The sequence below is a fragment of the Yoonia sp. GPGPB17 genome (genome assembly GCF_037892195.1).
Lineage (GTDB): Bacteria > Pseudomonadota > Alphaproteobacteria > Rhodobacterales > Rhodobacteraceae > Yoonia.
The window spans coordinates 2672449-2697629 of record NZ_JATACI010000002.1; the positions used below are offsets into that span (position 1 = coordinate 2672449).

A 25181-nucleotide genomic window follows, 5' to 3' on the forward strand; every position below is an offset into this window, starting at 1 on the left:
AACTTACATTGACGTAAAGGCTCATCCTCATGACCGCTCCGAAGAAAGTTGTTCTGGCCTATTCTGGTGGCCTTGATACCTCGATCATCCTGAAATGGTTACAGACCGAGTATAACTGTGAGGTTGTCACCTTCACCGCTGATCTGGGTCAGGGGGAAGAGCTGGAGCCTGCGCGCAAAAAAGCCGAGATGATGGGTGCGACGTCCATTTATATCGAGGATCTCCGCGAGGAATTCGTGCGCGACTTTGTGTTCCCGATGTTTCGGGCAAATGCCCTATACGAGGGATTGTATCTGTTAGGCACCTCGATCGCCCGGCCTTTGATTTCCAAGCGACTGGTTGAGATCGCAGCCGCCGAAAGCGCTGACGCGATTTCCCATGGTGCGACCGGCAAAGGCAACGATCAGATCCGGTTTGAACTGGCCGCCTATGCGCTGAACCCCGAGATCAAGGTTGTCGCCCCGTGGCGCGAGTGGGATCTGGGCAGCCGGACCAAACTGATTGAATTTGCTGAAAAGCATCAGATTCCGATTGCAAAAGACAAACGCGGCGAAGCCCCGTTCAGTGTCGACGCGAACCTGCTGCACACCTCGTCTGAAGGTAAGGTGCTTGAGGACCCCGCCGAGGAAGCGCCAGAGTATGTCTATCAGCGGTCCGTTTCGCCTGAAGATGCACCAGAGACCCCTGAAATGGTCGAGATCACCTTTGAGCGTGGCGATGCCGTTGCGATTAACGGCGAGATGATGTCGCCCGCAACGATCCTGACCAAGCTGAACGAGCTGGGCGGCAAACACGGCGTGGGCCGTCTTGATCTGGTGGAGAACCGCTTCATCGGTATGAAATCGCGCGGTATCTACGAAACACCCGGCGGCACCGTTCTGTTGGAAGCGCACCGCGGGATTGAACAGATCACGCTGGATGCGGGCGCTGGGCACCTGAAAGACAGCATCATGCCGAAATATGCAGAGCTGATTTACAACGGTTTCTGGTTCTCGCCCGAACGCGAGATGCTGCAAGCCCTGATCGACAAAAGCCAGGAGCATGTGTCGGGTACCGTACGGGTGAAGCTCTATAAGGGGTCCGTAACAACCGTAGCACGCTGGTCGGATCAGACGCTCTATTCCGAAGAGCACGTGACATTCGAGGATGACATGGGCGCTTATGACCAGACCGATGCGCAGGGGTTCATTCAGTTGAACGCATTGCGGTTGAAGCTATTGGCGGCGCGCAATCGGAAAGGCTAAAGTTTTCGCTTAGCGAGTTTTTCATAATGCGGCATCGCAAGGTGCCGCATTTTTTCTTGGGCCGTAGCCAACTTGGGTACTGGGCCTTCTACCCCCGCAAAACCCGTACTTCGGTGTACGGCATTATACCAATGCTTTGCCCAAACGCCGTCCGCTTCGCGGGGTCCGGCGTTCCAATGCAGCATCGCAGGATCAAACGGCAGATCAATTGCATCGCAGAGTTTGCGCAGCATGCCCTCTGGGTCTGCGCGGATGTCGGCACTGTCGATGACGAGGCCACCAATCTTGTCATAAAGCGCCGCCTGCTGTTGAAAGCCGATGTCCTCCAAGGTCATCTCATCTCGCTTCGCGCCATAACTGGCAATGACACGTGCAGGGTGCCGGATAAGATGGACGTGGACACAATCCTTAGCCCAATCCAGCGGAAAGCCGTCAATCATGTGATGCGGCATGTGTTTCATGTAAAGGTGAGGCTTTTGGGCTGGAATAGTGTCTATACAACGCTTGGCCACAATCTGCGGATCAGTTTCGTGGGTGGCAATAATTTCGTCCCGCATCGGATGATCCAGCCCTGTTGCTTTCAGGTAAGGCGCATAGAACGGTTCATCCCAAACCGCGAAATCGGCGCGGTTTCCAAAGGCGTACATCATCGCGGTAGAGAGATTCCGCGGGCCCGACCACATTGCAATTCTCATGATTGATCCACCAAGTCTTTGTAAAGGCCACGCAGGCGTTTCGTCATAGGTCCAAGCTCGCCACTACCGATCGTTCGGCCATCAATGGTGCCGACAGGTGTTTGTGCGCCAAAGGTACCGGTAAGGAAGGCCTCGTCGGCAGAGTAGGTATCAACAAGACTGAAGTTTCGTTCAAACACCGGGATGTCATTGGCACGGCATAGGTCGATCACCTTTTGGCGGGTGATTCCGTTCATGCAATAATCACCCGTGCTGGTCCAAACGGCACCATTCTTGACGACAAAGAAATTGCAGGCGTTGGTCGTGTTCACAAAACCATGCACATCCAGCATCAGCGCCTCATCTGCACCTGCCTTTTGCGCAGCGATGCAGGCCAGAATGCAATTCAATTTGGAATGGCTGTTCAGTTTGGGGTCTTGTGTCATCGGCAAGCCGCGTTGGTGCGGCACAGTGGCGAGTGTGATCGGGCGGGGGATTTTGGGCTGCGAATGCTCCATGATTATAACGAATGTTGGCCCTGATTGCGACAGGCTCGGATGTTGGAACGGACGTACCTTAATACCGCGGGTGACCATCAATCGCGCATGGGCGTCCGTGGTCATTCCGTTGGCTTTTTGCGTCTCTAGCAAGGCGGAAATGATCCCTTTTCGGTCCATCCCGATGTCCAGATCAATCGCCTTTGCCGCCTCAAACAATCGGTCGATATGTTCATCCATGAAGGCCCATTTACCGTCATAAAGCCGCAACCCTTCCCATACACCGTCGCCCAACATGAAACCGCTGTCATAGACGCTGACTGTGGCTTCCGCCTTCGGCACGATCTTCCCGTCGAGATAGATTAGGATGCTTTCATTGCGGACGTCATCTTCGGCCTGGTGAGTGGTCACTTCGGTCATTCTTGTTCTCCCTTAAGGGGACGCTAGGACAGCAGATGAGATGTTCCAAGTGGTAAAGAGCGCGTGAGATCGGATGTCACGGATTGCGCAGATGTGGGTCGGCCTGAAAAGGTACCGGAAAAGGAGAATTCTTATGTTCAAACGCTTCATATTTATCCTTGCGTTGCTACCGATTGCGCAAGGCGCCGCTGCCGACACTCAGACCGCGATCTTTGCTGGCGGATGTTTCTGGTGCGTTGAAAGTGACTTTGAAAAGGTGCAGGGCGTGAGTGAGGTGGTATCCGGCTACACTGGCGGTGCAACGGCAAACCCTACCTACGATAGCATCAAAGGGTCTGGGCACTATGAGGCCGCAACAATCACATATGACGCGGATGTTGTCAGCTACAGCCAACTGCTGCATGCCTTCTTTCGTTCAGTCGATCCAACCGATGCCGGTGGCCAATTCTGTGACCGTGGCGAAAGCTATCGCACCGCCATTTTCGTGTCTAACCCAGCCGAACGGGCCGCAGCAGAGGCCGCAAAGGCCAGTGCGCAACGCGCGCTGGGCCAGCAAATTGTAACGCCTATCCTGGACGCCGGAACGTTCTATGAGGCGGAAGACTACCATCAGGACTACTACAAAGGTGAAAATCGTGTCATCACGCGTCGCGGCGTGAAGGTACAGTCTGAAGCCTATGCGTTCTACCGCGAGGCGTGCGGACGTGATGCGCGGGTGCTGGAACTATGGGGCGATGCCGCCCCGTTTGCGCATCACGAATGAAACGCCTGCACCTCTGATAAATCAGGGATCACATCCGCGGTGCCGTGGCGCATAACCATCAGCGCCCCGGCTTTGGTGGCTTGCCCAACCGCCTGCGCCATTGGCATGCCACGGTCCAGCCCGGCAAGAACATACCCGGTAAACGTATCGCCCGCGCCGGTTGTATCGACAGGGTCAACCTTGATTGCCGGGAAATGTTCTTTCCCGGCAGCACCATACCAATCGGCACCTTCTGATCCTCGTGTGACGATCACATCTCGCACAGGTAGGTCGCAGGCGGCTTGGCCTGTGGCAGTCTGTAATTGTTCTGCCTCGACCGCATTCAGGATGAGGAAATCGAGGTACGGCAACACAGCCTGTACCCGATCTGCATCGAAAGGGGCAGCGGCGTAGGCCACTTGCAAGCCCAGTTTCTTGCCCATCTCTGCGGCGGTCCGTTGCAGATTGGTTTCATTTTGGATGACCAGCCAGTCGCCTGTTTCGGCTTCGGCCATGGCAGCCTGCAAAGTTACCTGTGGGATCCCTGCGTTTGCGCCCGGATGCAGGACAATGGCGTTTTCACCATCCTGATCGACCATAATGATCGCTTGCGCTGTATCAGTGTCTAACACTGCGATATTGCGTGTATCGACGCCATATTCGAGCAGCCGTTCAACCGCCCAGCGCCCATCTTCACCAACCGCGCCAATGTGATGCACGCGCGCGGCGGCACGGGCCGCGGCAACGGACATATTCGTGCCTTTGCCGCCAAGGAACACTTGGCGATTGGTCGAAGAAAGCGTTTCACCCGGCGCCGGGATATGCGGCACACTGTAAACGAAATCCGCATTGATAGAGCCGAGGTTCCAAATCGCCATCAGTCAACCTTGCAGGCGGCAATCACCGCCATGTTCAGAATGTCGTTCACTGTTGAAACGGTAGAACAGATCTGGATTGGTTTACCGATGCCAGACAGGATTGGCCCAATGACGGTCGCCCCGGCCATTTCCTGCATCAGTTTGACCGAGATTGACGCTGAATGTCGCGCTGGCACAACCAAAACATTGGCCGGTCCGGTCAGACGCTGGAAAGGATAGTTTTCCTGCGCTAGCGCATTCAAAGCTACATCTACGGTCATTTCGCCTTCATACTCAAAGTCAGCTTTGCGTGCGTCCAGAACGCGAGGCGCCTGGTGCATCTTTTCCGCGCGTTCTGATACCGGATAACCAAAGGTCGAGAAGGACAAGAAGGCGACGCGCGGTTCCAACCCAAGTTCACGGGCAACGAAAGCGCCGCGTTCGGCAATATCGGCCAGATCATTCTCATCAGGCCATTCGTGCACCAACGTGTCAGAGATTAGAACAATCCGGCCATTGTGAAGCACAGCTGTCACACCCACGGCACCATCATGCGGCTGTGCATCAAAGACATGGTTGATCAGTTCCAAAATATGCGCGGACTTGCGGGTTGCCCCAGTCACCATCCCATCGGCATGCCCATGTGCCAACATGAGTGCTGCAAAGACGTGACGGTCACGCGCGGCCAAACGGTGCACATCCTGCGCATCAAAACCCTTGCGTTGCAGGCGTTCATAGAGGAAGGCCTTGTATGTTTCGAGGTGCGTGGTCGTCGCGGCATTGACGATTTCAAGCTCTTCAAACGCTTCTGGTAAACCCTCTGCTTCAAGCTTCTCGCGCACGTCATCATCACGACCCACGATAAGCGCTTTGCCCATACCGGAACGTTGGTACATGACTGCCGCGCGCAGAACACGAGGATCGTCGCCCTCAGCAAAGACCACGGTAGACTGGTTCGCACGGGCACGCGCGTTGAGGCTGCGTAGGATCGATTGCGTAGGATCCATCCGCGACTTGAGGGACAGCTCGTATGCATCCATGTCCACAATGGGCCTGCGCGCGACGCCGGTTTTCATGCCTGCCTGAGCGACGGCCGTAGGAATACGGTGGATCAGGCGGGGGTCAAATGGGGTTGGGATGATATAATCGCGACCGAAAGTTAGCTTTTTGCCGTAGGCCATGGCCACTTCGTCCGGCACATCTTCGCGCGCCAATGCTGCGAGCGCTTCAGCGCAGGCAATTTTCATCTCATCGTTGATGGCCCGGGCATGGATGTCCAACGCACCGCGGAAAAGGTAGGGGAAACCAAGGACGTTGTTGACCTGATTGGGGTAATCACTGCGCCCTGTGGCGACGATCGCGTCTTCACGAACAGCATGTGCATCTTCAGGTGTAATCTCTGGATCAGGGTTCGCCATCGCGAAGATAACGGGGTTTTTTGCCATGTTAGACACCATTTCCTGTGTCACAGCCCCTTTGGCACTGACCCCAAGGAAGACATCACAACCCTTCATCGCATCATCTAACGTGCGCGCCTTGGTGTTGGCGGCATGGGCGGATTTCCATTGGTTCATCCCCTCGGTCCGACCTTGGTAAATGACACCTTTGGTATCAGCCATGATGCAATTGTCATGCTTGGCGCCCATCGCCTTGAGCAGTTCGAGGCAGGCGATACCAGCAGCACCGGCCCCATTCAGTACGATCTTCACGTCTTCGATCTTTTTGCCCGACAGATGCAGCGCGTTCAGCAAGCCAGCGGCGCAAATCACGGCCGTGCCATGCTGATCATCGTGGAATACGGGGATGTCCATCTGTTCTTTGAGCGTCTGCTCAATGATAAAGCATTCCGGCGCTTTGATGTCTTCAAGATTGATGCCACCGAACGTAGGGCCCAACAGCTTAACGGCTTTGATGAATTCATCAGGATCTTCGGTATCGAGTTCAAGATCAATCGAGTTCACATCTGCGAAGCGTTTGAACAGAACCGACTTACCCTCCATCACCGGTTTACTGCCCAGCGCGCCAAGATTGCCAAGGCCAAGAACGGCGGTGCCATTAGAAATCACAGCAACCAGATTACCCTTGTTTGTATAATCATAGGCTGTCGCAGGGTCAGCCGCGATTTCCTCGCAAGGGATTGCCACACCGGGGGAATAGGCCAGTGACAGATCACGCTGGGTCGTCATCGGGACGGTGGCCTGAATCTCCCATTTGCCAGGGCTCGGCTGCATGTGGAATTGCAGCGCATCCTCACGAGTCAGCTTGTTCTTCGACATGTGGTCCCCCCTTTGAATTCAACCAGACATAGCGGTTTCTGGCACCGGGCCGCAACGGGTTCATTTCAGGGTTTCGCAGCTTTTATGTACTGCTAATGTGCGCGGGTTGATCAGGGGGATGCATGAGCAGCACCAAAAGCACCACAACGCCTATGATGGCGCAGTATCTGGAGATTAAGGCAGAACATCCCGATGCCCTGCTGTTCTACCGGATGGGTGATTTCTATGAGATGTTCTTTGACGATGCAGTTGCTGCAGCTGAAGCCCTTGATATTGCGCTGACCAAACGCGGTAAACACGATGATCAGGACATTCCGATGTGCGGTGTGCCGCATCATGCAGCCGAGGGTTACTTTCTGACGCTGATCCGCAAAGGGTTTCGCGTCGCCGTCTGCGAACAGATGGAAAGCCCCGCAGAAGCAAAGAAGCGTGGATATAAGGCAGTCGTGAAACGCGAGGTTGTGCGGCTAGTGACGCCCGGCACGCTCACTGAGGACTCACTGCTGGATGCGCGCCGACACAACTTTCTGGCCGCGTTTCACGTGGTGCGAGATGAAGGCGCACTGGCCTGGGTCGATATCTCAACCGGCGCGTTTCACGTGATGCCCTGTTCAGGCGCGCAGTTGGGGCCAGAACTTGCCCGGCTGACACCGCGCGAAGTGATTGTCGTCGACGGAAATGAGGCGATCTGGGCAGGAATAGTGTCTGATTCTGGTGCCACGCTGACGACTTTGGGTGCCGCGGCTTTCGATAGCACGTCGGGTGAAAAACGCCTTTGCAGTCTCTACAAAGTCGGATCACTCGACGCCTTTGGCAGCTTTGGGCGCGCTGAAATCGGGGCAATGTCTGCTGTTGCCGAGTATCTGGATATCACGCAACGCGGCAACCTGCCCTTACTGCGACCACCCATGCAAGAGGGTCAGTCTGCTGCGATGCAGATTGATGCCGCAACACGCAAATCACTTGAACTGACCCAAGCTATGAATGGCGGCAAGCAAGGATCGCTTCTGCATTGCATTGATCGGACAGTCACCGCCGGGGGCACGGCTGTTGGAGCGGCGTTTGGCTTCACCTTCGTGCAATGTAGATGTGATCGCTTCGCGGCTGGATTCAGTGTCTTTTCTTGCGGAAAACGCACATTTAGCAACAGACATCCGCGAAGCCCTGCGTGGCGTGCACGACATGGATCGCGCGTTGTCTCGGCTGGCGCTTGATCGGGGTGGCCCGCGCGATATGGCCGCTATTCGCAACACGATTGGGCATGCAGCGCAGCTTGCGACGCAATTGCCAAGAGATATGCCGCAGATATTGGCAGATGCCGCCGGGGATCTGACCGGGCATAATGCTCTACTGGACCTGCTTGACGAGGCATTGATTGCAGAGCCGCCACTTCTTTCGCGAGATGGTGGGTTCATTGCGCCCGGATATGATGCTGAACTGGATGAGGTGCGCACGTTACGCGATGAAGGGCGATCTGTCATCGCCAGCATGCAGGCAGAGTACATTGAGACCTCTGGTATTTCCTCACTAAAGATCAAGCATAACAATGTGCTGGGCTATTTCATCGAAACGACCGCGACTCATGCGGACAAGATGATGGCGCCGCCGCTGAGTGAAACCTTCATTCACCGCCAAACGACCGCCAATCAGGTGCGGTTTATGACCGTCGCACTGTCCGAAATAGAGACGCGTATTCTGAACGCGGGTGGACGGGCGCTTGAGATCGAAAAGAGGCTCTATTCCAGCCTAACTGAGGCGATTATCGCACAGGCAGGACCGCTTGCTGCGTTGGCGCGCGCATTGTCAGAGATTGATTTGATGGCCGCACTTTCACATCTGGCGGTAACGAACAATTGGGTGCGACCCAAGGTGGACAACAGCCGCGCGTTTGAGATCGCCGGTGGACGCCACCCGGTTGTTGAGGCGGCGCTTCAAAAGGAAGGCGCACCTTTCATCGCAAATGACTGCGGGCTGACAGACGCCTCAATCTGGTTGCTGACGGGTCCGAACATGGCGGGTAAATCGACGTTCCTGCGGCAGAATGCATTGCTGGCGATTCTGGGGCAAATGGGGAGTTTTGTACCTGCGGCCGAGGCGCACATTGGGATAGTCAGCCAAATCTTTAGCCGCGTGGGTGCATCGGATGATCTGGCACGCGGGCGGTCGACCTTCATGGTAGAAATGGTCGAGACTGCGGCAATCTTGAACCAAGCCGATGACCGGGCGCTGGTGATTTTGGATGAGATCGGGCGCGGAACCGCCACCTATGATGGTTTGTCAATTGCCTGGGCAACGTTGGAGCATTTGCATGACGTCAACCGGTGTCGTGCGCTCTTTGCCACCCATTACCATGAGATGTCAGCACTGTCGGCGAAACTGGATGGGGTCGATAACGCGACCGTTGCTGTCAAAGAGTGGGAGGGCGATGTAATTTTCCTGCATGAGGTCAAACGCGGCACAGCAGATCGCAGCTATGGCGTGCAAGTGGCCCGTTTGGCCGGGCTGCCGCCTGTCGTGGTGGAACGGGCGAAGGTCGTGTTGGAAGCTTTGGAGAAAGGTGAGCGTGAAGGGGGTGGATCACGCAAGGCGATTATTGATGATTTGCCGCTTTTTGCCGCGACACCTGCCGCAAAACCAGCCGCCGCAACGAAATCCGAGGTGGAAGAGGCGCTCAAGGCAGTTTTCCCCGACGATCTGACACCCAAAGAGGCGCTTGCGTTGATCTATGACCTGAAAAGCAAGCTATAGTTACCAACTGCCACTGGCACCGCCACCACTGGACCGTCCACCCCCACGACTGCCGCCGCTTGATGATGAACTTCTGGTCTTTCGAGGGATCGTTTTTGTCACGGTTTAATGTGCATGACAATGATGGCAGTCATAATCTGTTTCACGTAGTCCAGTTGAAGAATAGGTCGCTGATCTCACAACGCGACTGTCGCCCTCTACTGTGCGAAAATTGCATTCGCGGCAAGCACCATAACGTGAAAACCATGCACGATACCCTTCAATTGTCACGTGATCGCATCGGTCACAGTACCAAACATCATAGTCTACGCTTTCAAGCTGCTCTTCCATCAACTGACCGGGCGACAGGCTGTCATCTTCGGTTTCTTCCAAGTAGCGGCGCATGCGCGATCCGTCGTTTGGACAGGTCCGCGGGCGGTTACGCTTTATCCGACGCACCAGACGGATCACAAATGGGACCGCGGCGGCAAAAGGTGCGAGCAGCCACAAACCAAGGTCTGTTACAAAGCGCTTCAACCCAATCCATGTCTTTTGAAGGGGCGATGCATCATAGGTGCCCGGCGTTGCGCCCGCGACTTGGTAAATTGCCTCTTCCACGCCCATGCGAATGCCGTCTGCGTATTCATCCAACCGGAAGTTAGGTACGATCTTGGTATCAATCACGTGTTCCATTGGTCGGTTTAGGGTTGTGCCATAACCAGCGCCGACCTCGATGCGCAGTTCGCGATCCAGATGCGAGACCAAAAGCAGCACACCATCATTGCGCTCTTCGTCGCCTATGCCCCAGGTGTTGAACAGATCGGTTGCGAACGCCTCGATACTGCCGCTGTGTCCGTAATCCGACATCCGCGTGATGGTCAGGACGTTGAACTCAATGCCGCGCTCGTTGTAGAGTTCATCAAGATCACCGCGCAGTTCCTGCTCTTCTGAGTCAGTCAACAGGTCGGCGTAGTCATTGACGTAAAAGTCGATGTCTTCGGGAAAGCTCTGCGCAATGGCCGCGCCAACCCAAAGACCCAAGAAAAGGACCCCCGCGAAGAGGTGTTTGATCAAGATGCGGGCGTCGATGATACGCCAACCTGGGCCGGGCGCAGCAGCCGATCATGCAGCATGAACCCTTCAGCAGCGACCTGAATAATATCGCCTGCTTTAGTATCGGGCAAAGGTGCCTCGAACATCGCCTGATGCAGCTTGGGATCGAACTTATCGCCGACTTCGGGCGTAATAGGGTCGATTCCGTGCTTTTTGAAAACGCTGATCAGCTCGCGCATGGTCAGTTCCACACCTTCAAGCAGGGCCTTATTCACATCCTGCTCCGCTTCAGCGGCAGACTGCAGCGCGCGGCGCATGTTGTCGTAGACAGGCAGCATATCGCGGGCGAGCTTGGAGCCACCGTAGTCCTCGGCTTCGCGACGATCGCGTTCGGCCCGTTTGCGCAGGTTTTCGGTATCCGCAAGGGCGCGCATGAACTTATCGCGGTACTCGTCACGCTCAACGCGCAGGGCCTCAATTTCATCAAAGCTGGCTTCTGCCGCGTCAAAATCTATTTCATCGCCTTCGGCGGCGAGTTCATCAAGGCTTTGCAGTTCTTGGTCTTTCTCAGACATCGATCTTCCCTTTAAGAGCGGTCAGCAATCATTTTGCCAACCAGCTTTGCGGTGTAATTCACAATCGGCACGATGCGCCCATAATTGAGCCGTGTTGGCCCGATCACGCCGACCGCGCCAATAATCTTTCGGTCGGCGTTCATATAAGGGGAAACGACGAGAGATGAACCCGATAAAGAGAACAATTTGTTCTCTGAGCCAATAAAAATGCGCACGCCTTCGCCTTCCTCGGCCAGATCAAGGAATTCGGCGATATCGCGCTTGCGTTCAAGGTCGTCAAAAAGGGTGCGAATCCGTTCTAGATCGGCTTCATTTTCGCTGTCACCCAGAAGATTGCCGCGTCCACGCACGATCAGGCGTTCGGTGGGTTCGCCTTCATTTTCCCAAAGCGCGATGCCATCTTCCACAAGGGCAGCAGCGAGCTGGTCAATCTCTTGCTTAAGCGGGCTGCAATTTCGCGGGCAATCACGGCGCCGAGTTCTGAGAGCGTGTGACCTGCTGCTATAGCATTCAGGAAGTTGGCCGCTTCGCGCATAGAGGACGGGGTTTGGCCAGGTGGCGGCGTGAAAACGCGGTTTTCAACGTGACCGTCTGCGAAGACCAGAACAACAAGGGCCCGGTCTTGAGAGAGCGAAACGAATTCGATGTGTTTGATCGGTGCTTCGTGTTTTGGCGTCAGGACAAGGCTAGCGCCGTGCGTCACGCCGGACAGCGCCGTGCCGACTTGATCAAGCACAGAGGTGACATCCTGATCGTTGGTTGTCAGCGTGCGGTCAATTTTTTGGCGATCTTCGCCATCAAGATCGCCGACTTCGAGCAAACCATCAACGAACATCCGCAGACCAAGTTGCGTCGGGATACGACCAGCACTCACATGCGGGCTACCCAACAGGCCCAGAAACTCCAAATCCTGCATGACATTGCGGATTGTCGCCGCACTCACCTGTTCTGAGAAATCGCGAGTTAGCGTCCGCGACCCGACAGGCGCACCGCTTTCCAGATACCCTTCAACCACACGCCGAAAAACTTCGCGCGAGCGATCATTCATTTCTTCGATATCTAGCGGTTGTTCGGTCATCTTGTCCTCAGGCAAAGGCTGGGCAATTAAAACGAAGTTCAGGGTCGCGTCAATCGGGGTTGGATTTCATATGTGGGCAGCGTATCCCCACCCTGCAACCGATAGGAGAGACCCCATGCGTCCATCAGGCCGTCAGACAAACGAAATGCGCGAAATCTCGATTGAGACTGGCGTGACGATGCATGCTGAGGGCTCGTGCCTGATTAAATGCGGGAACACCCATGTTTTATGCACCGCATCGATCGATGAACGTGTGCCACCGTTTCTAAAGAACTCTGGATTGGGTTGGGTCACGGCGGAATATGGCATGCTGCCACGGGCCACCAATACGCGGATGCGGCGCGAAGCCAAGAATGGGCAGTCGGGACGGACGCAAGAGATTCAGCGCCTGATTGGCCGATCTTTGCGGGCTGGTGTTGACCGGGTTGCGTTGGGTGAGCGGCAGATTGTCGTGGATTGCGATGTGATTCAAGCTGATGGCGGGACACGGTGTGCGTCAATCACCGGGGGTTGGGTTGCTTTGAAGCTGGCGGTGCAGAAACTGATGAAAGCAGGCGACGTGATCAGCGATCCGTTGATTGATCCTGTCGCGGCGATTTCCTGCGGAGTCTATGCGGGCCAAGAGGTGCTTGATCTGGATTACCCGGAGGATAGCGAGGCCGGTGTCGACGGAAATTTTGTGATGACCGGTGGCAAGCTGATTGAGGTGCAAATGTCGGCGGAAGGATCGACATTTACGCGGGCGCAGATGGACGGGCTTGTCGATCTAGCGGAAAAGGGTGTGGCCGAACTAACCGCGGCACAACTGGCGGCGGTTGGCTGATGCGACGGTTTGACGGCAAGGAACTGGTTATTGCGACGCATAACCACGGCAAATTGGAAGAGATGGAAGATCTTCTGAAGCCCTATGGGGTGTCTTTGACGTCAAACGCCGATCACGGATTGCCAGAGCCAGAAGAAACCGAGACCACCTTTGTGGGCAATGCCCGGATCAAGGCGCATGCAGCGGCAAAAGCAACCGGTCTACCGGCTTTGGCCGATGACAGTGGGATCGAGATTGATGGCCTTGATGGCGCACCAGGTGTTCATACGGCAGATTGGGCCGAAACACCGAATGGTCGTGATTTCAAGATGGCTATGGAGCGCAGTTGGGCGGCGTTAGAGTCTGTTTCTGCGCCTTTTCCACGAACAGCCCGGTTTTGTTGCACTTTGGTTCTGGCATGGCCAGATGGTCATGATGAGGTGTTTCCTGGTGTAATGCCGGGCCAGATTGTCTGGCCGATGCGCGGTGATCAGGGACACGGGTATGATCCTATCTTTCAGCCCGAGGGCTATGACATCACCTTTGGTGAGATGGACCGCTGGGAAAAGAACAAGATCAGCCACAGAGCAGATGCCGTTGCCAAACTGATTGCGGGTTGTTTTGCCTGAAGATTGGGAACATGGAGGCTTTGGCCTCTATATTCACTGGCCATTCTGCCAGGCAAAGTGTCCCTACTGCGATTTTAACAGTCATGTGGTGGCTCAGATTGATCAGAAAGCGTGGGAAGCGGCCTATCTGAGCGAGATCACGCGGATTGGAGCCGACACTGAGGGCCGAGTGCTACGGTCGGTATTTTTTGGCGGTGGTACGCCCAGCATGATGGACCCCGATATTGTCGATGCGATCTTAGCGAAAGTGCGTGCGACATGGCCTATCGCCAATGATATTGAGATAACACTGGAAGCAAATCCAACGTCGGTGGAGGCTGGCCGCTTTGCAGGCTATCGCGATGCGGGTGTGAACCGTGTGTCGATGGGTATACAGGCATTAAACGACGTTGATCTGAAAGCATTGGGTCGTTTGCACACAGCGGCCGAAGCAACACAAGCCTTTGATGTTGCGCGCGATGTCTTTAACCGGGTCAGTTTTGATTTGATCTATGCGCGCCAGGGACAGTCGCTCGCAGATTGGTCATCAGAACTGTCACAGGCCGTAAGTTTGGCTGTTGATCACCTGTCGCTTTATCAGCTTACAATTGAAGACGGCACGGCCTTTGGTGATCGCTATGCAGCCGGGAGGCTGCGTGGGTTGCCAGATGATGATGCAGCAGCCGATATGTACGCAGCAACGCAGGACATTTGTGGAGACGCGGGTTTACTGGGCTATGAGGTGTCAAACCACGCCCGCCCCGGATGTGAGAGCATTCATAACAAGATTTACTGGAAATATGGCGACTATGCGGGCATCGGGCCCGGTGCACACGGGCGCTTGACGCTCGGCGGACATCGATACGCGACAGAGGCACCCCGCGCGCCAGCTGTTTGGTTGTCACAGGTGCATAAGACAGGAAACGGCGATTCTTGCCGCGAGAGACTTGATCGGGCGGATCAAGTTGTTGAATTCTTACTGATGGGTATGCGGCTGCGTGAAGGTGTGAAGATTGATCGGTTCCCGGAGCTGATGAATAATAAATATTATAATAATATCAATATTTTAGTTGATTCTAAACTGATCGAATACCAAGATGGCACGGTCCAAGCAACAGATCGTGGGCTTCCGATATTGAATGCCGTGTTACGCGAGATGCTCGACGTTTAGCCGCCCGACAAGGCACGCAAAAGATCATCAAGTTGATCAAGTGATTTGTATCCGATCACCAGTTTTCCACTGTCTGATCCTGCCGCGTGGTCAATGGTAACCTTCATGCCGAGCGTGGCTGACAATTCATTTTCGATTTGAACGGTATCGGCATCTTTTGGAACGGGTGCGCCGGGAACCGAGCGTTTTTTGATCGCCGGGCCCTTTTTGGCGAGTTGTTCAGTCTCGCGCACAGACAAGTTACGCTGGATAACCTCGCGGGCAAGGCTGACGGCCTGATCATGCCCAACCAAAGCCCGAGCGTGCCCTGCCGTCAGTTGGCCGTTTATCAGGTAGGTCTGAACTTCATTGGGTAGATTAAGAAGACGTAGCAAGTTGGCGATGTGGCTTCGGCTTTTCCCCAAAGCTGACGCCAGCTTATCTTGTGTGTGACCAAAGCGGTCCATCAACTGCTTGTATCCAGCAGCCTCATCTACCGGATTCAGATCAGCCCGCTGGATATTTTCGATGATGGCGATTTCGAGGACTTCTGTATCGTCATAGTCACGCAACAGCACGGGTATTTCATGCAGCTTTGCGATCTGTGCTGCCCGCCAACGGCGTTCACCGGCAACAATCTCGTAGGTTTCAGCAGCCGATGGGGACTGGCGGACGATCAGTGGTTGGATGATCCCTTTCTCAGCCACAGATGCCGCCAGCTCGTTCAGAGCGTCCTCGGCAAAGGTTCGGCGAGGTTGATCTGGGTTTGGCTGAACCTGTTCAATCGGTACAACCATATCAGGGCGCCGTGGTGACGCTTGTGGCGTTTCATCGGCAGCGACATCTGACATGAGAGCGGACAGACCACGACCCAACCCCCGAGATTTTTTTGTCGTACGCGCCATTTATGCGGCCCTTTTTTTCTTTGTTTTTTCAATAAGTTCTTTTGCAAGTGCCCGATAAGCTGCACTACCTTTAGATGCACTGTCATACGTCAAAACCGGAACAGCAAATGAGGGCGCCTCACTGAGACGCACATTACGCGGAATGACAGTTTTGAACACCATATCGCCCATATTCTCGCGCGCGTCATCCTCGACCTGAAGAGACAGATTGTTACGGCTGTCATACATGGTGAGCGCAATCCCTTCGATCCGAAGATCTGGGTTTGCTGTCTGGCGTACATCACGAACTGTGAGTATGAGCTGCGACAAACCTTCGAGTGCGAAGAATTCGCTTTGCAAGGGAACAATGATAGAGTTCGCTGCGACCATCGCATTGACTGTCAATATATTGAGAGATGGAGGGCAGTCTATCAATATATAGTCAAAACCTAGTACGGACGCGCTGGCCGTTTGCAGTACATCGCGCAATAGAAAACTGCGCTTTGCATTGTCAACAAGCTCAAGATCAGCAGAACTGAGATCAGTTGTCGCTGGGACAATTGAAAGGTGATCTATTTTCGTTTTCTGCACCGCCTCGGCCAAGGTGACATCACCGGACAGAAGGTCATATGTTGTGGCATCCCGTTGGTCATGATCAATACCTAGGCCGGTAGACGCATTCCCCTGTGGATCAAGGTCGATCAGCAGGACGCGCTTTTTCTGTTCTGCCAAAGCAGCGCCAAGGTTGATCGTTGTCGTTGTTTTACCAACACCACCTTTTTGGTTGGCAATCGCGATGATTTTCGGGTCATTGGCCAAGGGCTTTTATCCTTCGGATCGCAAGTATTTGGGCGTCAGGATCAGTAATACTGGCATAACTTTCAAGGTCAAACGCCCAGTTCTTTTGGCCGTCGGCGATTTCTTGTCGCGCCTGTCGACCCTTGTGAAATAAGGCGACCCCCCTGGTTTGAGGTGTCTTTGGGCGACGGGTAGAAGTCCAGATAGTGCGGTTAGTGCACGCGCTGATACCACATCTGCTGCTTGTTCAGGTGCGTTTTCGATACGCTGAGCAAGAACGGTCACGCGCACCCCGCATTCACGGGCAGCTGTCCTGAGAAAGGCGGCCTTGCGTTGGTCGCTTTCGATCAGAATGAATTGCGCTTGGGGATGAAATGACTTTGCCAAGATTGCCATGACGATACCCGGAAAGCCGCCGCCACTGCCGATATCGACCCATTTTTCATAGTCTTTTGGTGCAAAACGATAAAGCTGTGCCGAATCGAGGATGTGCCGTTCCCAGACTGACGCTACACTGCCACGTGCAATCAGGTTGATCTTGGGCGTCCATTTTGCGACCAGATCACCAAAAACCGCCAATTCAGCCATTGTTTCACGTGAAACATCTATACCTGCGATGCTGGAAACCATAAGGCTAAGTTCCCGTCGCCTTCTGGTGCTTCTTGGTAGCTGCAACAACCAACATAAGGGCGGCAGGTGTCATACCCTCGATGCGGCTTGCATGGGCAATATTGACGGGCCGTACCGCGGCCAGTTTTGATACAATTTCATTCGAAAGCCCCTTGATTTCAGCATAGTCAATATCCGCAGGGATCAGGTGTTTTTCATCCCGCTCCAAAACCGCGATATCGCGCTCTTGACGTGCAATGTAGTGTGCGTAAAGCGCGTCTTTCTTTACCTGATCTTGTATGTGCGCCGGAATTTGACCAACATCTTGCTCCAACTTTGCCAAATCGGGAAAATTAAAATCGGAAAGCGCAAGCGCCTCCAACGCTGTCCTGCGAGGGCCGTCAGCATTCAGATTGACGCCAACGCCAGCGATCTCTCGTGCCGACAATGTCATCTTTCCCAGTTTTTCCTTTGCACGGGTGATCTGGTCGAGCTTACGACTAAAGTGCATCCAACGGGCTTCGCCAACACACCCGATATCACGACCCCGTTCTGTTAGACGCTGATCTGCGTTATCTGCACGCAATGATAGCCGGAATTCGGCACGTGACGTAAACATACGGTAAGGTTCTGACACACCCAGCGTGATGAGATCATCAATCATCACGCCAATGTAAGATCGCGGCGGCTGAATATGATAGATTCTTGGCCTTTGGCTTTCGCGGCGGCATTCAATCCCGCCACCAGTCCCTGCGCCGCAGCCTCCTCATATCCTGTTGTACCGTTGATCTGACCCGCTAAAAACAACCCGCCAACATCGCGTAACTCCAACGTCGCTTGCAGCGCGCGGGGATCAACATAGTCGTACTCAATGGCATAACCTGGCTGCAAAATAATAGCATTTTCAAGACCGTAGATAGATTTCACGTAGTCTTCCTGCACATCAACGGGCAATGATGTGGAAATGCCATTTGGATAAACAGTGTGGTCGTTTACCCCCTCCGGTTCCAGGAAGATCTGATGAGACGCCTTTTCGGCAAAACGCACCACCTTGTCTTCGATTGACGGGCAATAGCGCGGTCCCACCCCATCAATTTGCCCACCATACATCGCAGATCGGCCAAGGTTCTCTCGAATAATCTCATGTGTTTGTACGTTTGTGTGGGTAATCCCGCAATCAATTTGGGGCGCATAAGTTCCAGTAGAAAGAAACGAAAACAATACCGGATCTTCATCGCTTGGCTGTACTTCAAGCTTATCCCACGCAATTGTCCGACCATCCAAACGCGGTGGTGTTCCTGTTTTTAAACGTCCCAAGGGCAAATCAAAGCTATCCAGGCGCTCCGCCATCTTCACCGAAGGGTCATCTCCCATACGCCCGCCAGGCCGCGAAACATCACCGATATGAATCACGCCGCGCAAAAATGTACCCGTTGTCAGAATGACTCCCTGCGCACTCAGCGCGGAACCGTCACACATTTGAACACCTGTCACTTGCTGGCCGGTCATCAGCAAATCAACAGCTTCACCCTCGATAATGTCCAGGTTTTCAAGGGATTTCAGCTCCGATTGCATCTCTGTGCGGTAAATCTGACGGTCAGATTGCGCACGTGGTCCCTGCACTGCCGGGCCCTTTTTACGATTAAGCAAGCGAAACTGGATACCTGCCTTATCCGCAACACGGCCCATGACACCATCCAGGGCATCAATCTCGCGCACCAAGTGACCTTTGCCCAAACCACCAATTGCTGGGTTGCAGGACATCACCCCAATCGATTCTTTGGTCAATGTAACCAGCGCCGTGCGTACTCCCATACGAGCAGCCGCATGTGCTGCCTCTGCACCCGCATGGCCACCACCAATAACAATAACGTCGTAGTCATGATGTTTCACGTGAAACACTCCCTACTTCCCGATGCAAAAGCTGCTGAAAATCTCATCCAGCACGTGTTCTACATCAACACGACCCACGATACTATCCACTGCGCGAATAGCGGAGCGAAGATCTTCAGCAATGATATCAGTCATCGAATCTGACTGATCCAGAGACATCATCGCATCATTCATATAAACGATAGCGCGCATCATAGCCACGCGGTGACGCTCCCGCATTGCGATCCCGATTTGACCCACCTTCTCCTGTAAGCGTAAGCTGACGGCAGCAATCAAATCATCAATACCGTCACCGGTCTTACCGGATACTGATAAGCCATTCTGCCCGTACAAATCCGACTTCGCCTGCACCACCAAATCATCTGGACCATAGGCCGCGTCAGCAAGGTCAAGTTGTAAGTGAATCCGGTAGTCAGCACGCGCCGCACGATCCAGTGCCCTTGCAACACCCAGACCTTCGATAACGTCATCCGTATCCCGCACACCAGCGGTATCAAGTAGCGTCACAGGTAGCCCGTCAAGGTCCATCTGCACCTCGATAACATCCCGTGTCGTTCCAGCTATCTCTGATGTAATGGCCACATCCCGCCCAGCGAGACGATTCAGCAACGTCGACTTACCCACATTTGGTGCACCAATGATCGCAACCTCAAACCCATCCCGTACCCGTTCCGCAACACGTACACCATCTGCCTCATGCACCATTTCAGCCTGTACGCCAGATAAGAGTTCTCTCACTTCGGGGCCAACATCTACCGGCACCTCTTCATCCGCAAAATCGATCGTCGCTTCCAACAGCGCAGACGCCCGAATAAGACGCGTCCGCCAGTTCTCTGCCAGCTCCCCCAAAGCCCCGGAAAAAACACGCACCGCTTGCTTGCGCTGACTTTCTGTCTCCGCGTCAATTAGATCAGCAAGACCTTCAACTTCCGCCAGGTTCAGACAACCATTCTCCAGCGCGCGACGCGTAAACTCGCTAAGCTTCTGCCTGCCTCAGATCTGGCATCTCACCCAACGACCGCAGCACAGCTGTCACGACCGCCGGACTGCCATGCAAGTGAAGCTCGACAACAGCTTCACCGGTAAAACTCCGCCCCTCTTTGAAATTCAAGATGAGCGCCTCATCAAGCAATTCACCAGTGGCATCACGCAGCTGACGCAGGCCCCGTTGCTTCGGAACAGAACCACACAACTGACTTGCCGCTTCCATAGCCTTTGGACCTGAGATACGGACAACAGCAACGCCTGCCCGGCCCTGTGCTGTGGCTAAAGCAAAGATAGTATCCATATATTAACCCATTGTTTTATAACAATAAGTTACGTATTCATTGAATCAAAGAAGTCAGAGTTCGTCTTGGTCTGCTTCAACTTCCCTATCAAGAACTCGATCGCATCTGTGGTGCCCATCGGGTTCAGGATACGGCGCAGAACATAGGTCTTCGCCAAGTCGCCCTTGTCCACCAACAGCTCTTCTTTCCGCGTTCCAGATTTCAGAATATCCATCGCAGGGAACACACGCTTATCAGCCACCTTGCGGTCCAGAACAATCTCGCTATTGCCAGTCCCTTTAAACTCTTCAAAGATCACTTCATCCATCCGCGATCCTGTATCAATCAGGGCCGTCGCAATGATGGTCAAAGAACCGCCTTCTTCAATGTTCCGGGCCGCACCAAAGAACCGCTTCGGCCGCTGCAAGGCATTCGCGTCGACACCGCCGGTCAGCACTTTACCTGAAGACGGCACGGTCGTGTTAAACGCCCGACCCAAACGGGTGATCGAGTCCAGCAGGATCACAACATCCCGCTTATGTTCGACCAGACGTTTCGCTTTTTCTATCACCATCTCAGACACCGCCACGTGGCGTGACGTAAGCTCGTCAAAGGTCGAGGATACAACCTCACCTTTCACCGACCGCTGCATGTCCGTCACTTCTTCAGGCCGCTCATCAATCAACAAAACGATCAAGTAACACTCAGGGTGGTTCTGCTCGATCGAGTTCGCGATGTTCTGCAACAACACCGTCTTACCCGTCCGCGGTGGTGCCACGATCAAAGATCGCTGACCTTTCCCAATCGGCGACACCAAATCAATGATCCGCGCAGACCGATCCTTGACCGTTGGGTCTGCCACCTCCATGTTCAAACGCTCATCCGGATACAGCGGCGTCAGGTTGTCAAAAGCAACCTTATGTTTGGCTTTTTCCGGCTCTTCAAAGTTGATCGTCTCAACGGAGGTCAGCGCAAAATACCGTTCCGTATCATTCGGTTCCTTCATCACGCCTTCAACCGTATCCCCGGTGCGCAATGAATGCTTCCGGATCATATCAGGCGACACATAGATATCATCCGGACCTGGCAAATAGTTCGCCTCAGGCGACCGCAGAAATCCAAACCCGTCCTGCAATACTTCCAGCACACCATCGCCACCGATGACCCACTCTTCATCCGCCCGCTCTTTCAGGATGGCGAACATCATATCGCCCTTCCGCATGGTCGAGGCGTTCTCGATCTCAAGCTCTTCAGCCAAGGACAACAAATCCTTCGGGCTCTGCGCTTTCAGATCGGCAAGATTCAAACGGTGCTGTGACATGAAATATTCCTAGTGCTGACATGAACGCCAGCATCTTTGCGATTAGAAATGGAAAATCACTTTCCCGGACGGGAAGCTGGGTAAGACATAGGCAAGCCGAACCCCAGAGTCAATCAACCACTAAAAAGGTCGCACAACCACGGCCACCACGATCAAGACCATGAGAACTGTCGGTACTTCGTTGAACAACCGGTATGTCCTACCCGAGCGTGTGTTCGTTCCCGCGACAAACTCCTTGCGTCTGGCACTCATCCATCCATGCGCTCCCGTCATCAAGATCACCGCCACCAGCTTCACCCAAGACCAGGCAGACCCCCAATCAAACGCACCCAAGCCGATCATGATCAAACCCGCCACCCATGCGACAATCATCGCCGGGTTCATAATCACCCGCAACAGCTTCTCTTCCATGATCTGAAACGTGTGATCCAACTCGGATCCAACACTGGCGCGTTCCGCATGATAGACAAACAACCTGGGCAGGTAGAACAGCCCAGCCATCCAGGCAATCACAGCCATGATATGGATCGCTTTGATCCACGGATAAAAACTGTCAAGAAGATCAATCATACTATTCCACTGTCAGGGCCCTACTCTTCCTTAATAAATATAAAGAGAAAGAAAAGATGATGTTGTTGTTTGTCGGGTGATTTTCTGTGGGTTGTTGATTGATCCTCAGACTTATCCCAAGACGGTAGAAATGAAATAAAAGCGCGGCGATTTCATTCTGAACACTTTAGTATATGAAAAACAAAAACTTAGGTGTAACCAATTGTAGCCATTTTTCGTCTTTCGTGGGGTTGACCACCTTATCACAATGATTCTTCCACAGCGGCAACTTATCCATATCCACCGTGGAGAAAGCTGGCTGGGCCAATGCGAAACGACAGATTTCTACCCAAGCTTAGACAGCATGCTAGTTATCCCAGAAACAGCTTGTCCTACAACACAGAACTTGTCCAAAAGGTTATCCACATGAGCGACCAGATTATCCTTGCCTCCGGCTCTGAAATCCGTGCTCAGCTCCTACGGAATGCAGGTTTGGATTTTGGCGTTTCGCTTGCCCGTGTCGATGAAGAGTCAGTTCGCGCATCACTGCAAGCCGAACACGCATCACCACGTGACATTGCCGACACGCTCGCCGAGCTTAAGGCGCAACGCGTTGCTGCACGTCATCCAGATGCACTTGTTATAGGTTGCGATCAGATACTGGCACTTGGCCAAGACATCTATGGCAAACCGGAGAACCCAGACGAAGCATTGACTCAGCTGCAATCATTGCGCGGCCAGAAACACCAGCTTTTGTCCGCTGCGGTGATCTATGGTGATGGTAAGCCAGTTTGGCGTCACGTCGGCGTTGTGCGTCTTTTGATGCGGGATGCCTCTGACGATTACCTCGCAGACTACGTCGATCGAAATTGGGAGAGTATCCGCCATTCGGTCGGTGCTTATAAGCTGGAAGAAGAAGGAGTGCGACTTTTTACACGCATTGAAGGAGATTATTTCAATGTCCTTGGCTTACCGCTCCTTGAACTCTTGTCATACTTGACACTTCGCGGAACATTGCCGTCATGACAAACATCCCGCGCGCTGCTGTCATCGGAAACCCGATCAGCCATTCTCTTTCGCCCAAGCTGCACAGCTATTGGCTGAACCGTTATGAGATCGATGGCGAATACACAGCATTGAAAGTGACAGAGGATGCTCTTGAAACAACGCTTCGCACCCTTCCCGCCCAAGGGTTCATCGGTGCAAATGTCACGATCCCTCACAAGGTAAGTGTGATGCAGTTCGCCGATCAGATCACCGATAGGGCGACGCTGATCGGTGCTGCCAACACGTTGATCTTTAAGGAAGATGGTAGGATTTTCGCGGATAATACGGATGGCTATGGTTTCATGGCCAATCTGCGGCAAAGCGCCCCGGATTGGGATCCGAAAGCTGGCCCCGCCGCGATTTTTGGCGCCGGTGGTGCTGCGCGCGCGATTATCGTGGCGCTGGCTGACGCAGGTGTTCCACAGATTGTTCTGGCGAATAGAACCCGCGCCAAGGCAGAAGCACTACGCGCAGACTTCGGTGCACGTGTCAGTGTTGTTGACTGGGTGCAGGCCGACCAGATGCTTGAAGACGCCAATACCGTCATCAACACAACATCCCTCGGCATGACCGGTGCACAGGAATTCAAAGTTTCACTTGATGCGCTTTCGCCCAATGCCGTCGTGACAGATATTGTCTATAATCCATTGCAAACTCCATTCCTGCTCGCGGCAACTAAAAAGGGCTGTATCACGGTTGACGGTCTGGGCATGCTTTTGCATCAAGGTGTCCCTGGTTTCGAACGCTGGTTTGGTCGGCGCCCTGACGTCGATGATGCCACCCGTGCGGCCGTGTTGGCGTGACGCATCTGTTAGGATTGACCGGCTCCATCGGCATGGGAAAGTCCACGACGGCCCAGATGTTTCGTGATGAAGGTGTTCCCGTTTGGGATGCTGATGCGGCCGTGCATGAACTTTATGCCAAAGGTGGCGCTGCCGTTTCACCTATTCAAACAGCCTTGCCAGAGGCTGTCGTAGATGGTTGGGTCAGCCGGGACCGTCTCAAACAGATGATTGCAGATGATCTGGGTGTTCTGCGCGAACTCGAAATAATCGTGCATCCTTTGGTCGCACAGCACCGCGCCGCCTTTCTTGATGCCAACAATGGTCCCCTTGTCGTCTTTGATATTCCCTTGTTGTTTGAAACAAGTGCGCAAGGTTGGTTAACCTCCGTTCTTGTCGTTTCAGCGCCAAGCTGACGTGCAGAAAGACCGGGTTATGGCCCGTCCCGGAATGTCTGAAGATCAGTTCGAGCGGATTATTGTGCGCCAAATGCCCGATGCTGAAAAACGTGCTGCCGCTGACCATGTGATTGAAACGCTGGACCTAGACGACACCCGGATGGCCGTGCGAAAACTGATTTCAGAACTGACAGGGCAAACAGATGCGTGAAATCGTACTCGATACCGAAACGACCGGTTTTGAACCGCATGAAGGTGATCGGATTGTCGAAATCGGTGCGGTCGAGTTGATGGGCCATGTTCCAACGGGGCGCACCTATCACCAATATATTAACCCGCAGCGTTCAATGCCGACAGAGGCATTTGGTGTGCATGGGATCGGCCCCGATTTGCTGGAACCGCCGCAAGAGCCAAAGCCGGGTCAAGAAACACTGCGGGATAAGCCGATTTTTAAGGATATCGCGCAAGACTTCGTTGATTTTGTCGGAGATGCCAAACTGGTGATCCACAACGCCGCTTTTGATATGAAGTTCTTGAATGCTGAACTCGGTTGGTTGAACCGCCCTTTGCTGCCAATGGATCAGGCGCTGGATACGCTCGCGATTGCGCGTCGCAAGTTTCCGGGCTCACCGGCATCGCTTGACGCGCTTTGCCGCCGCTTCGCCATCGATAACAGTTCGCGCACGCTGCACGGCGCGTTGCTGGATAGTGAAATCCTGGCAGAGGTATATCTTGAGTTGATCGGGGGGCGTCAGCCGGACTTTGCGCTGGCTGCCGATGCGCGGACCCAAACTGAGGGGGATCAATCTGATGACTGGCGCCCGATGCCGCGGCCCGAACCGCTGGAACCCAAGCTCACGAAAGAAGAAGCCGCCGCCCATGCCGCGTTTGTTGAACGGCTAGGCGACGGCGCGATCTGGAACAGCTAA

At 54.0% G+C, this 25181-nt stretch carries 19 protein-coding genes and 5 pseudogenes; 10 read left to right on the forward strand and 14 right to left on the reverse strand.

The window, feature by feature from the left end:
* The first annotated feature begins 29 nt into the window (after positions 1–29).
* On the forward strand, positions 30–1244 hold the full coding sequence (locus tag QTO30_RS14140; protein WP_340424742.1) for an argininosuccinate synthase: 1215 nt from the start codon (positions 30–32) through the stop codon (positions 1242–1244).
* Here the strand turns inward: QTO30_RS14140 and QTO30_RS14145 are convergent.
* Both QTO30_RS14145 and QTO30_RS14150 read right to left on the reverse strand, forming a co-directional pair.
* Positions 1241–1939 (reverse strand): sulfotransferase-like domain-containing protein, encoded by a 699-nt coding sequence (locus QTO30_RS14145; protein WP_340424743.1) that lies wholly within the window; start codon positions 1937–1939, stop codon positions 1241–1243. The two genes, QTO30_RS14140 and QTO30_RS14145, sit on opposite strands and share 4 nt — an antisense overlap.
* On the reverse strand, positions 1936–2835 hold the full coding sequence (locus QTO30_RS14150; protein ID WP_340424744.1) for a D-amino acid aminotransferase: 900 nt from the start codon (positions 2833–2835) through the stop codon (positions 1936–1938). Before QTO30_RS14150 ends, QTO30_RS14145 begins: the two co-directional genes overlap by 4 nt.
* Positions 2836–2968: 133 nt before the next feature.
* Between QTO30_RS14150 and msrA the strand changes: the two genes are divergently transcribed.
* Positions 2969–3598, forward strand: coding sequence for a peptide-methionine (S)-S-oxide reductase MsrA (gene msrA / locus QTO30_RS14155; RefSeq protein WP_340424745.1), 630 nt, complete (start codon positions 2969–2971; stop codon positions 3596–3598).
* On the opposite strand, the gene QTO30_RS14160 is transcribed toward msrA, so the two are convergent.
* Together QTO30_RS14160 and QTO30_RS14165 are read right to left on the reverse strand one after the other, a co-directional pair.
* Positions 3589–4455 (reverse strand): ribokinase, encoded by an 867-nt coding sequence (locus tag QTO30_RS14160; RefSeq protein ID WP_340424746.1) that lies wholly within the window; start codon positions 4453–4455, stop codon positions 3589–3591. The two genes, msrA and QTO30_RS14160, sit on opposite strands and share 10 nt — an antisense overlap.
* Positions 4455–6710, reverse strand: a complete 2256-nt coding sequence (locus QTO30_RS14165) for an NADP-dependent malic enzyme (RefSeq protein WP_340424747.1) — start codon at positions 6708–6710, stop codon at positions 4455–4457. The genes QTO30_RS14160 and QTO30_RS14165 overlap by 1 nt, the downstream gene beginning before the upstream one ends.
* Positions 6711–6832: 122 nt before the next feature.
* On the opposite strand from QTO30_RS14165, the pseudogene mutS reads away from it, so the two are divergent.
* A pseudogene (gene mutS, locus QTO30_RS14170) lies at positions 6833–9458 on the forward strand (DNA mismatch repair protein MutS).
* Positions 9459–9563: 105 nt separating this feature from the next.
* Here the strand turns inward: mutS and QTO30_RS14175 are convergent.
* The 3 genes and pseudogenes from QTO30_RS14175 to hrcA form a co-directional block, all read right to left on the reverse strand.
* Positions 9564–10478 (reverse strand): TPM domain-containing protein, encoded by a 915-nt coding sequence (locus QTO30_RS14175; protein ID WP_340424748.1) that lies wholly within the window; start codon positions 10476–10478, stop codon positions 9564–9566.
* A gap of 29 nt (positions 10479–10507) precedes the next feature.
* Positions 10508–11065: a nucleotide exchange factor GrpE gene (locus QTO30_RS14180; RefSeq protein WP_340424749.1), complete on the reverse strand. Its 558-nt coding sequence runs from the start codon at positions 11063–11065 to the stop codon at positions 10508–10510.
* A gap of 11 nt (positions 11066–11076) precedes the next feature.
* Positions 11077–12143, reverse strand: a pseudogene (hrcA, locus tag QTO30_RS14185) (heat-inducible transcriptional repressor HrcA).
* A gap of 115 nt (positions 12144–12258) precedes the next feature.
* Here hrcA and rph point away from each other — a divergent pair.
* The 3 genes from rph to hemW are packed head-to-tail and all read left to right on the forward strand — an operon-like array spanning position 12259 to position 14724.
* On the forward strand, positions 12259–12966 hold the full coding sequence (gene rph, locus QTO30_RS14190; RefSeq protein ID WP_340424750.1) for a ribonuclease PH: 708 nt from the start codon (positions 12259–12261) through the stop codon (positions 12964–12966).
* Positions 12966–13574: an RdgB/HAM1 family non-canonical purine NTP pyrophosphatase gene (gene rdgB / locus QTO30_RS14195; RefSeq protein ID WP_340424751.1), complete on the forward strand. Its 609-nt coding sequence runs from the start codon at positions 12966–12968 to the stop codon at positions 13572–13574. Before rph ends, rdgB begins: the two co-directional genes overlap by 1 nt.
* Entirely contained in the window at positions 13567–14724 is a 1158-nt protein-coding gene (gene hemW, locus QTO30_RS14200) for a radical SAM family heme chaperone HemW (RefSeq protein WP_340424752.1), read from the forward strand. The genes rdgB and hemW overlap by 8 nt, the downstream gene beginning before the upstream one ends.
* On the opposite strand, the gene QTO30_RS14205 is transcribed toward hemW, so the two are convergent.
* The 7 genes and pseudogenes from QTO30_RS14205 to hemJ form a co-directional block, all read right to left on the reverse strand.
* Positions 14721–15608 carry a ParB/RepB/Spo0J family partition protein gene (locus QTO30_RS14205; protein WP_340424753.1) on the reverse strand — a complete coding sequence of 296 codons (888 nt, stop codon included), beginning with the start codon at positions 15606–15608 and terminating at the stop codon, positions 14721–14723. The two genes, hemW and QTO30_RS14205, sit on opposite strands and share 4 nt — an antisense overlap.
* A complete protein-coding gene (locus QTO30_RS14210) occupies positions 15609–16406 on the reverse strand; it encodes a ParA family protein (RefSeq protein WP_340424754.1) in 798 nt (265 codons plus the stop codon).
* A 6-nt stretch (positions 16407–16412) separates the two neighbouring features.
* A complete protein-coding gene (rsmG, locus tag QTO30_RS14215; protein WP_340424755.1) occupies positions 16413–16973 on the reverse strand; it encodes a 16S rRNA (guanine(527)-N(7))-methyltransferase RsmG in 561 nt (186 codons plus the stop codon).
* Positions 16974–17019: 46 nt separating this feature from the next.
* Positions 17020–18887: pseudogene (gene mnmG, locus QTO30_RS14220) on the reverse strand (tRNA uridine-5-carboxymethylaminomethyl(34) synthesis enzyme MnmG).
* Positions 18888–18899: 12 nt separating this feature from the next.
* Positions 18900–20175, reverse strand: a pseudogene (mnmE, locus tag QTO30_RS14225) (tRNA uridine-5-carboxymethylaminomethyl(34) synthesis GTPase MnmE).
* A 29-nt stretch (positions 20176–20204) separates the two neighbouring features.
* Positions 20205–21476, reverse strand: a complete 1272-nt coding sequence (gene rho / locus QTO30_RS14230; RefSeq protein WP_340424756.1) for a transcription termination factor Rho — start codon at positions 21474–21476, stop codon at positions 20205–20207.
* 120 nt (positions 21477–21596) lie between these two features.
* On the reverse strand, positions 21597–22046 hold the full coding sequence (hemJ, locus tag QTO30_RS14235; protein ID WP_340424757.1) for a protoporphyrinogen oxidase HemJ: 450 nt from the start codon (positions 22044–22046) through the stop codon (positions 21597–21599).
* A gap of 405 nt (positions 22047–22451) precedes the next feature.
* On the opposite strand from hemJ, the gene QTO30_RS14240 reads away from it, so the two are divergent.
* From QTO30_RS14240 to dnaQ, 4 genes and pseudogenes are all read left to right on the forward strand, one after another.
* Positions 22452–23051: a Maf family protein gene (locus tag QTO30_RS14240; protein WP_340424758.1), complete on the forward strand. Its 600-nt coding sequence runs from the start codon at positions 22452–22454 to the stop codon at positions 23049–23051.
* Complete coding sequence (locus QTO30_RS14245) at positions 23048–23875, forward strand: shikimate dehydrogenase (RefSeq protein ID WP_340424759.1); 828 nt, start codon at positions 23048–23050, stop codon at positions 23873–23875. The genes QTO30_RS14240 and QTO30_RS14245 overlap by 4 nt, the downstream gene beginning before the upstream one ends.
* A pseudogene (coaE, locus tag QTO30_RS14250) lies at positions 23872–24463 on the forward strand (dephospho-CoA kinase). The gene QTO30_RS14245 and the pseudogene coaE overlap by 4 nt, the downstream one beginning before the upstream one ends.
* Entirely contained in the window at positions 24456–25181 is a 726-nt protein-coding gene (dnaQ, locus tag QTO30_RS14255) for a DNA polymerase III subunit epsilon (RefSeq protein WP_340424760.1), read from the forward strand. The pseudogene coaE and the gene dnaQ overlap by 8 nt, the downstream one beginning before the upstream one ends.

Bases quoted from the DNA above. Each gene is read 5' to 3' on its own strand.
- QTO30_RS14140 (WP_340424742.1), top strand. From the start codon at position 30: ATGACCGCTCCGAAGAAAGTTGTTCTGGCCTATTCTGGTGGCCTTGAT.
- QTO30_RS14145 (WP_340424743.1), bottom strand. From the start codon at position 1,939: ATGAGAATTGCAATGTGGTCGGGCCCGCGGAATCTCTCTACCGCGATG.
- QTO30_RS14150 (WP_340424744.1), bottom strand. From the start codon at position 2,835: ATGACCGAAGTGACCACTCACCAGGCCGAAGATGACGTCCGCAATGAA.
- msrA (WP_340424745.1), top strand. From the start codon at position 2,969: ATGTTCAAACGCTTCATATTTATCCTTGCGTTGCTACCGATTGCGCAA.
- QTO30_RS14160 (WP_340424746.1), bottom strand. From the start codon at position 4,455: ATGGCGATTTGGAACCTCGGCTCTATCAATGCGGATTTCGTTTACAGT.
- QTO30_RS14165 (WP_340424747.1), bottom strand. From the start codon at position 6,710: ATGTCGAAGAACAAGCTGACTCGTGAGGATGCGCTGCAATTCCACATG.
- QTO30_RS14180 (WP_340424749.1), bottom strand. From the start codon at position 11,065: ATGTCTGAGAAAGACCAAGAACTGCAAAGCCTTGATGAACTCGCCGCC.
- rph (WP_340424750.1), top strand. From the start codon at position 12,259: ATGCGTCCATCAGGCCGTCAGACAAACGAAATGCGCGAAATCTCGATT.
- rdgB (WP_340424751.1), top strand. From the start codon at position 12,966: ATGCGACGGTTTGACGGCAAGGAACTGGTTATTGCGACGCATAACCAC.
- QTO30_RS14205 (WP_340424753.1), bottom strand. From the start codon at position 15,608: ATGGCGCGTACGACAAAAAAATCTCGGGGGTTGGGTCGTGGTCTGTCC.
- rsmG (WP_340424755.1), bottom strand. From the start codon at position 16,973: ATGGCTGAATTGGCGGTTTTTGGTGATCTGGTCGCAAAATGGACGCCC.
- rho (WP_340424756.1), bottom strand. From the start codon at position 21,476: ATGTCACAGCACCGTTTGAATCTTGCCGATCTGAAAGCGCAGAGCCCG.
- hemJ (WP_340424757.1), bottom strand. From the start codon at position 22,046: ATGATTGATCTTCTTGACAGTTTTTATCCGTGGATCAAAGCGATCCAT.
- QTO30_RS14240 (WP_340424758.1), top strand. From the start codon at position 22,452: ATGAGCGACCAGATTATCCTTGCCTCCGGCTCTGAAATCCGTGCTCAG.
- QTO30_RS14245 (WP_340424759.1), top strand. From the start codon at position 23,048: ATGACAAACATCCCGCGCGCTGCTGTCATCGGAAACCCGATCAGCCAT.
- dnaQ (WP_340424760.1), top strand. From the start codon at position 24,456: ATGCGTGAAATCGTACTCGATACCGAAACGACCGGTTTTGAACCGCAT.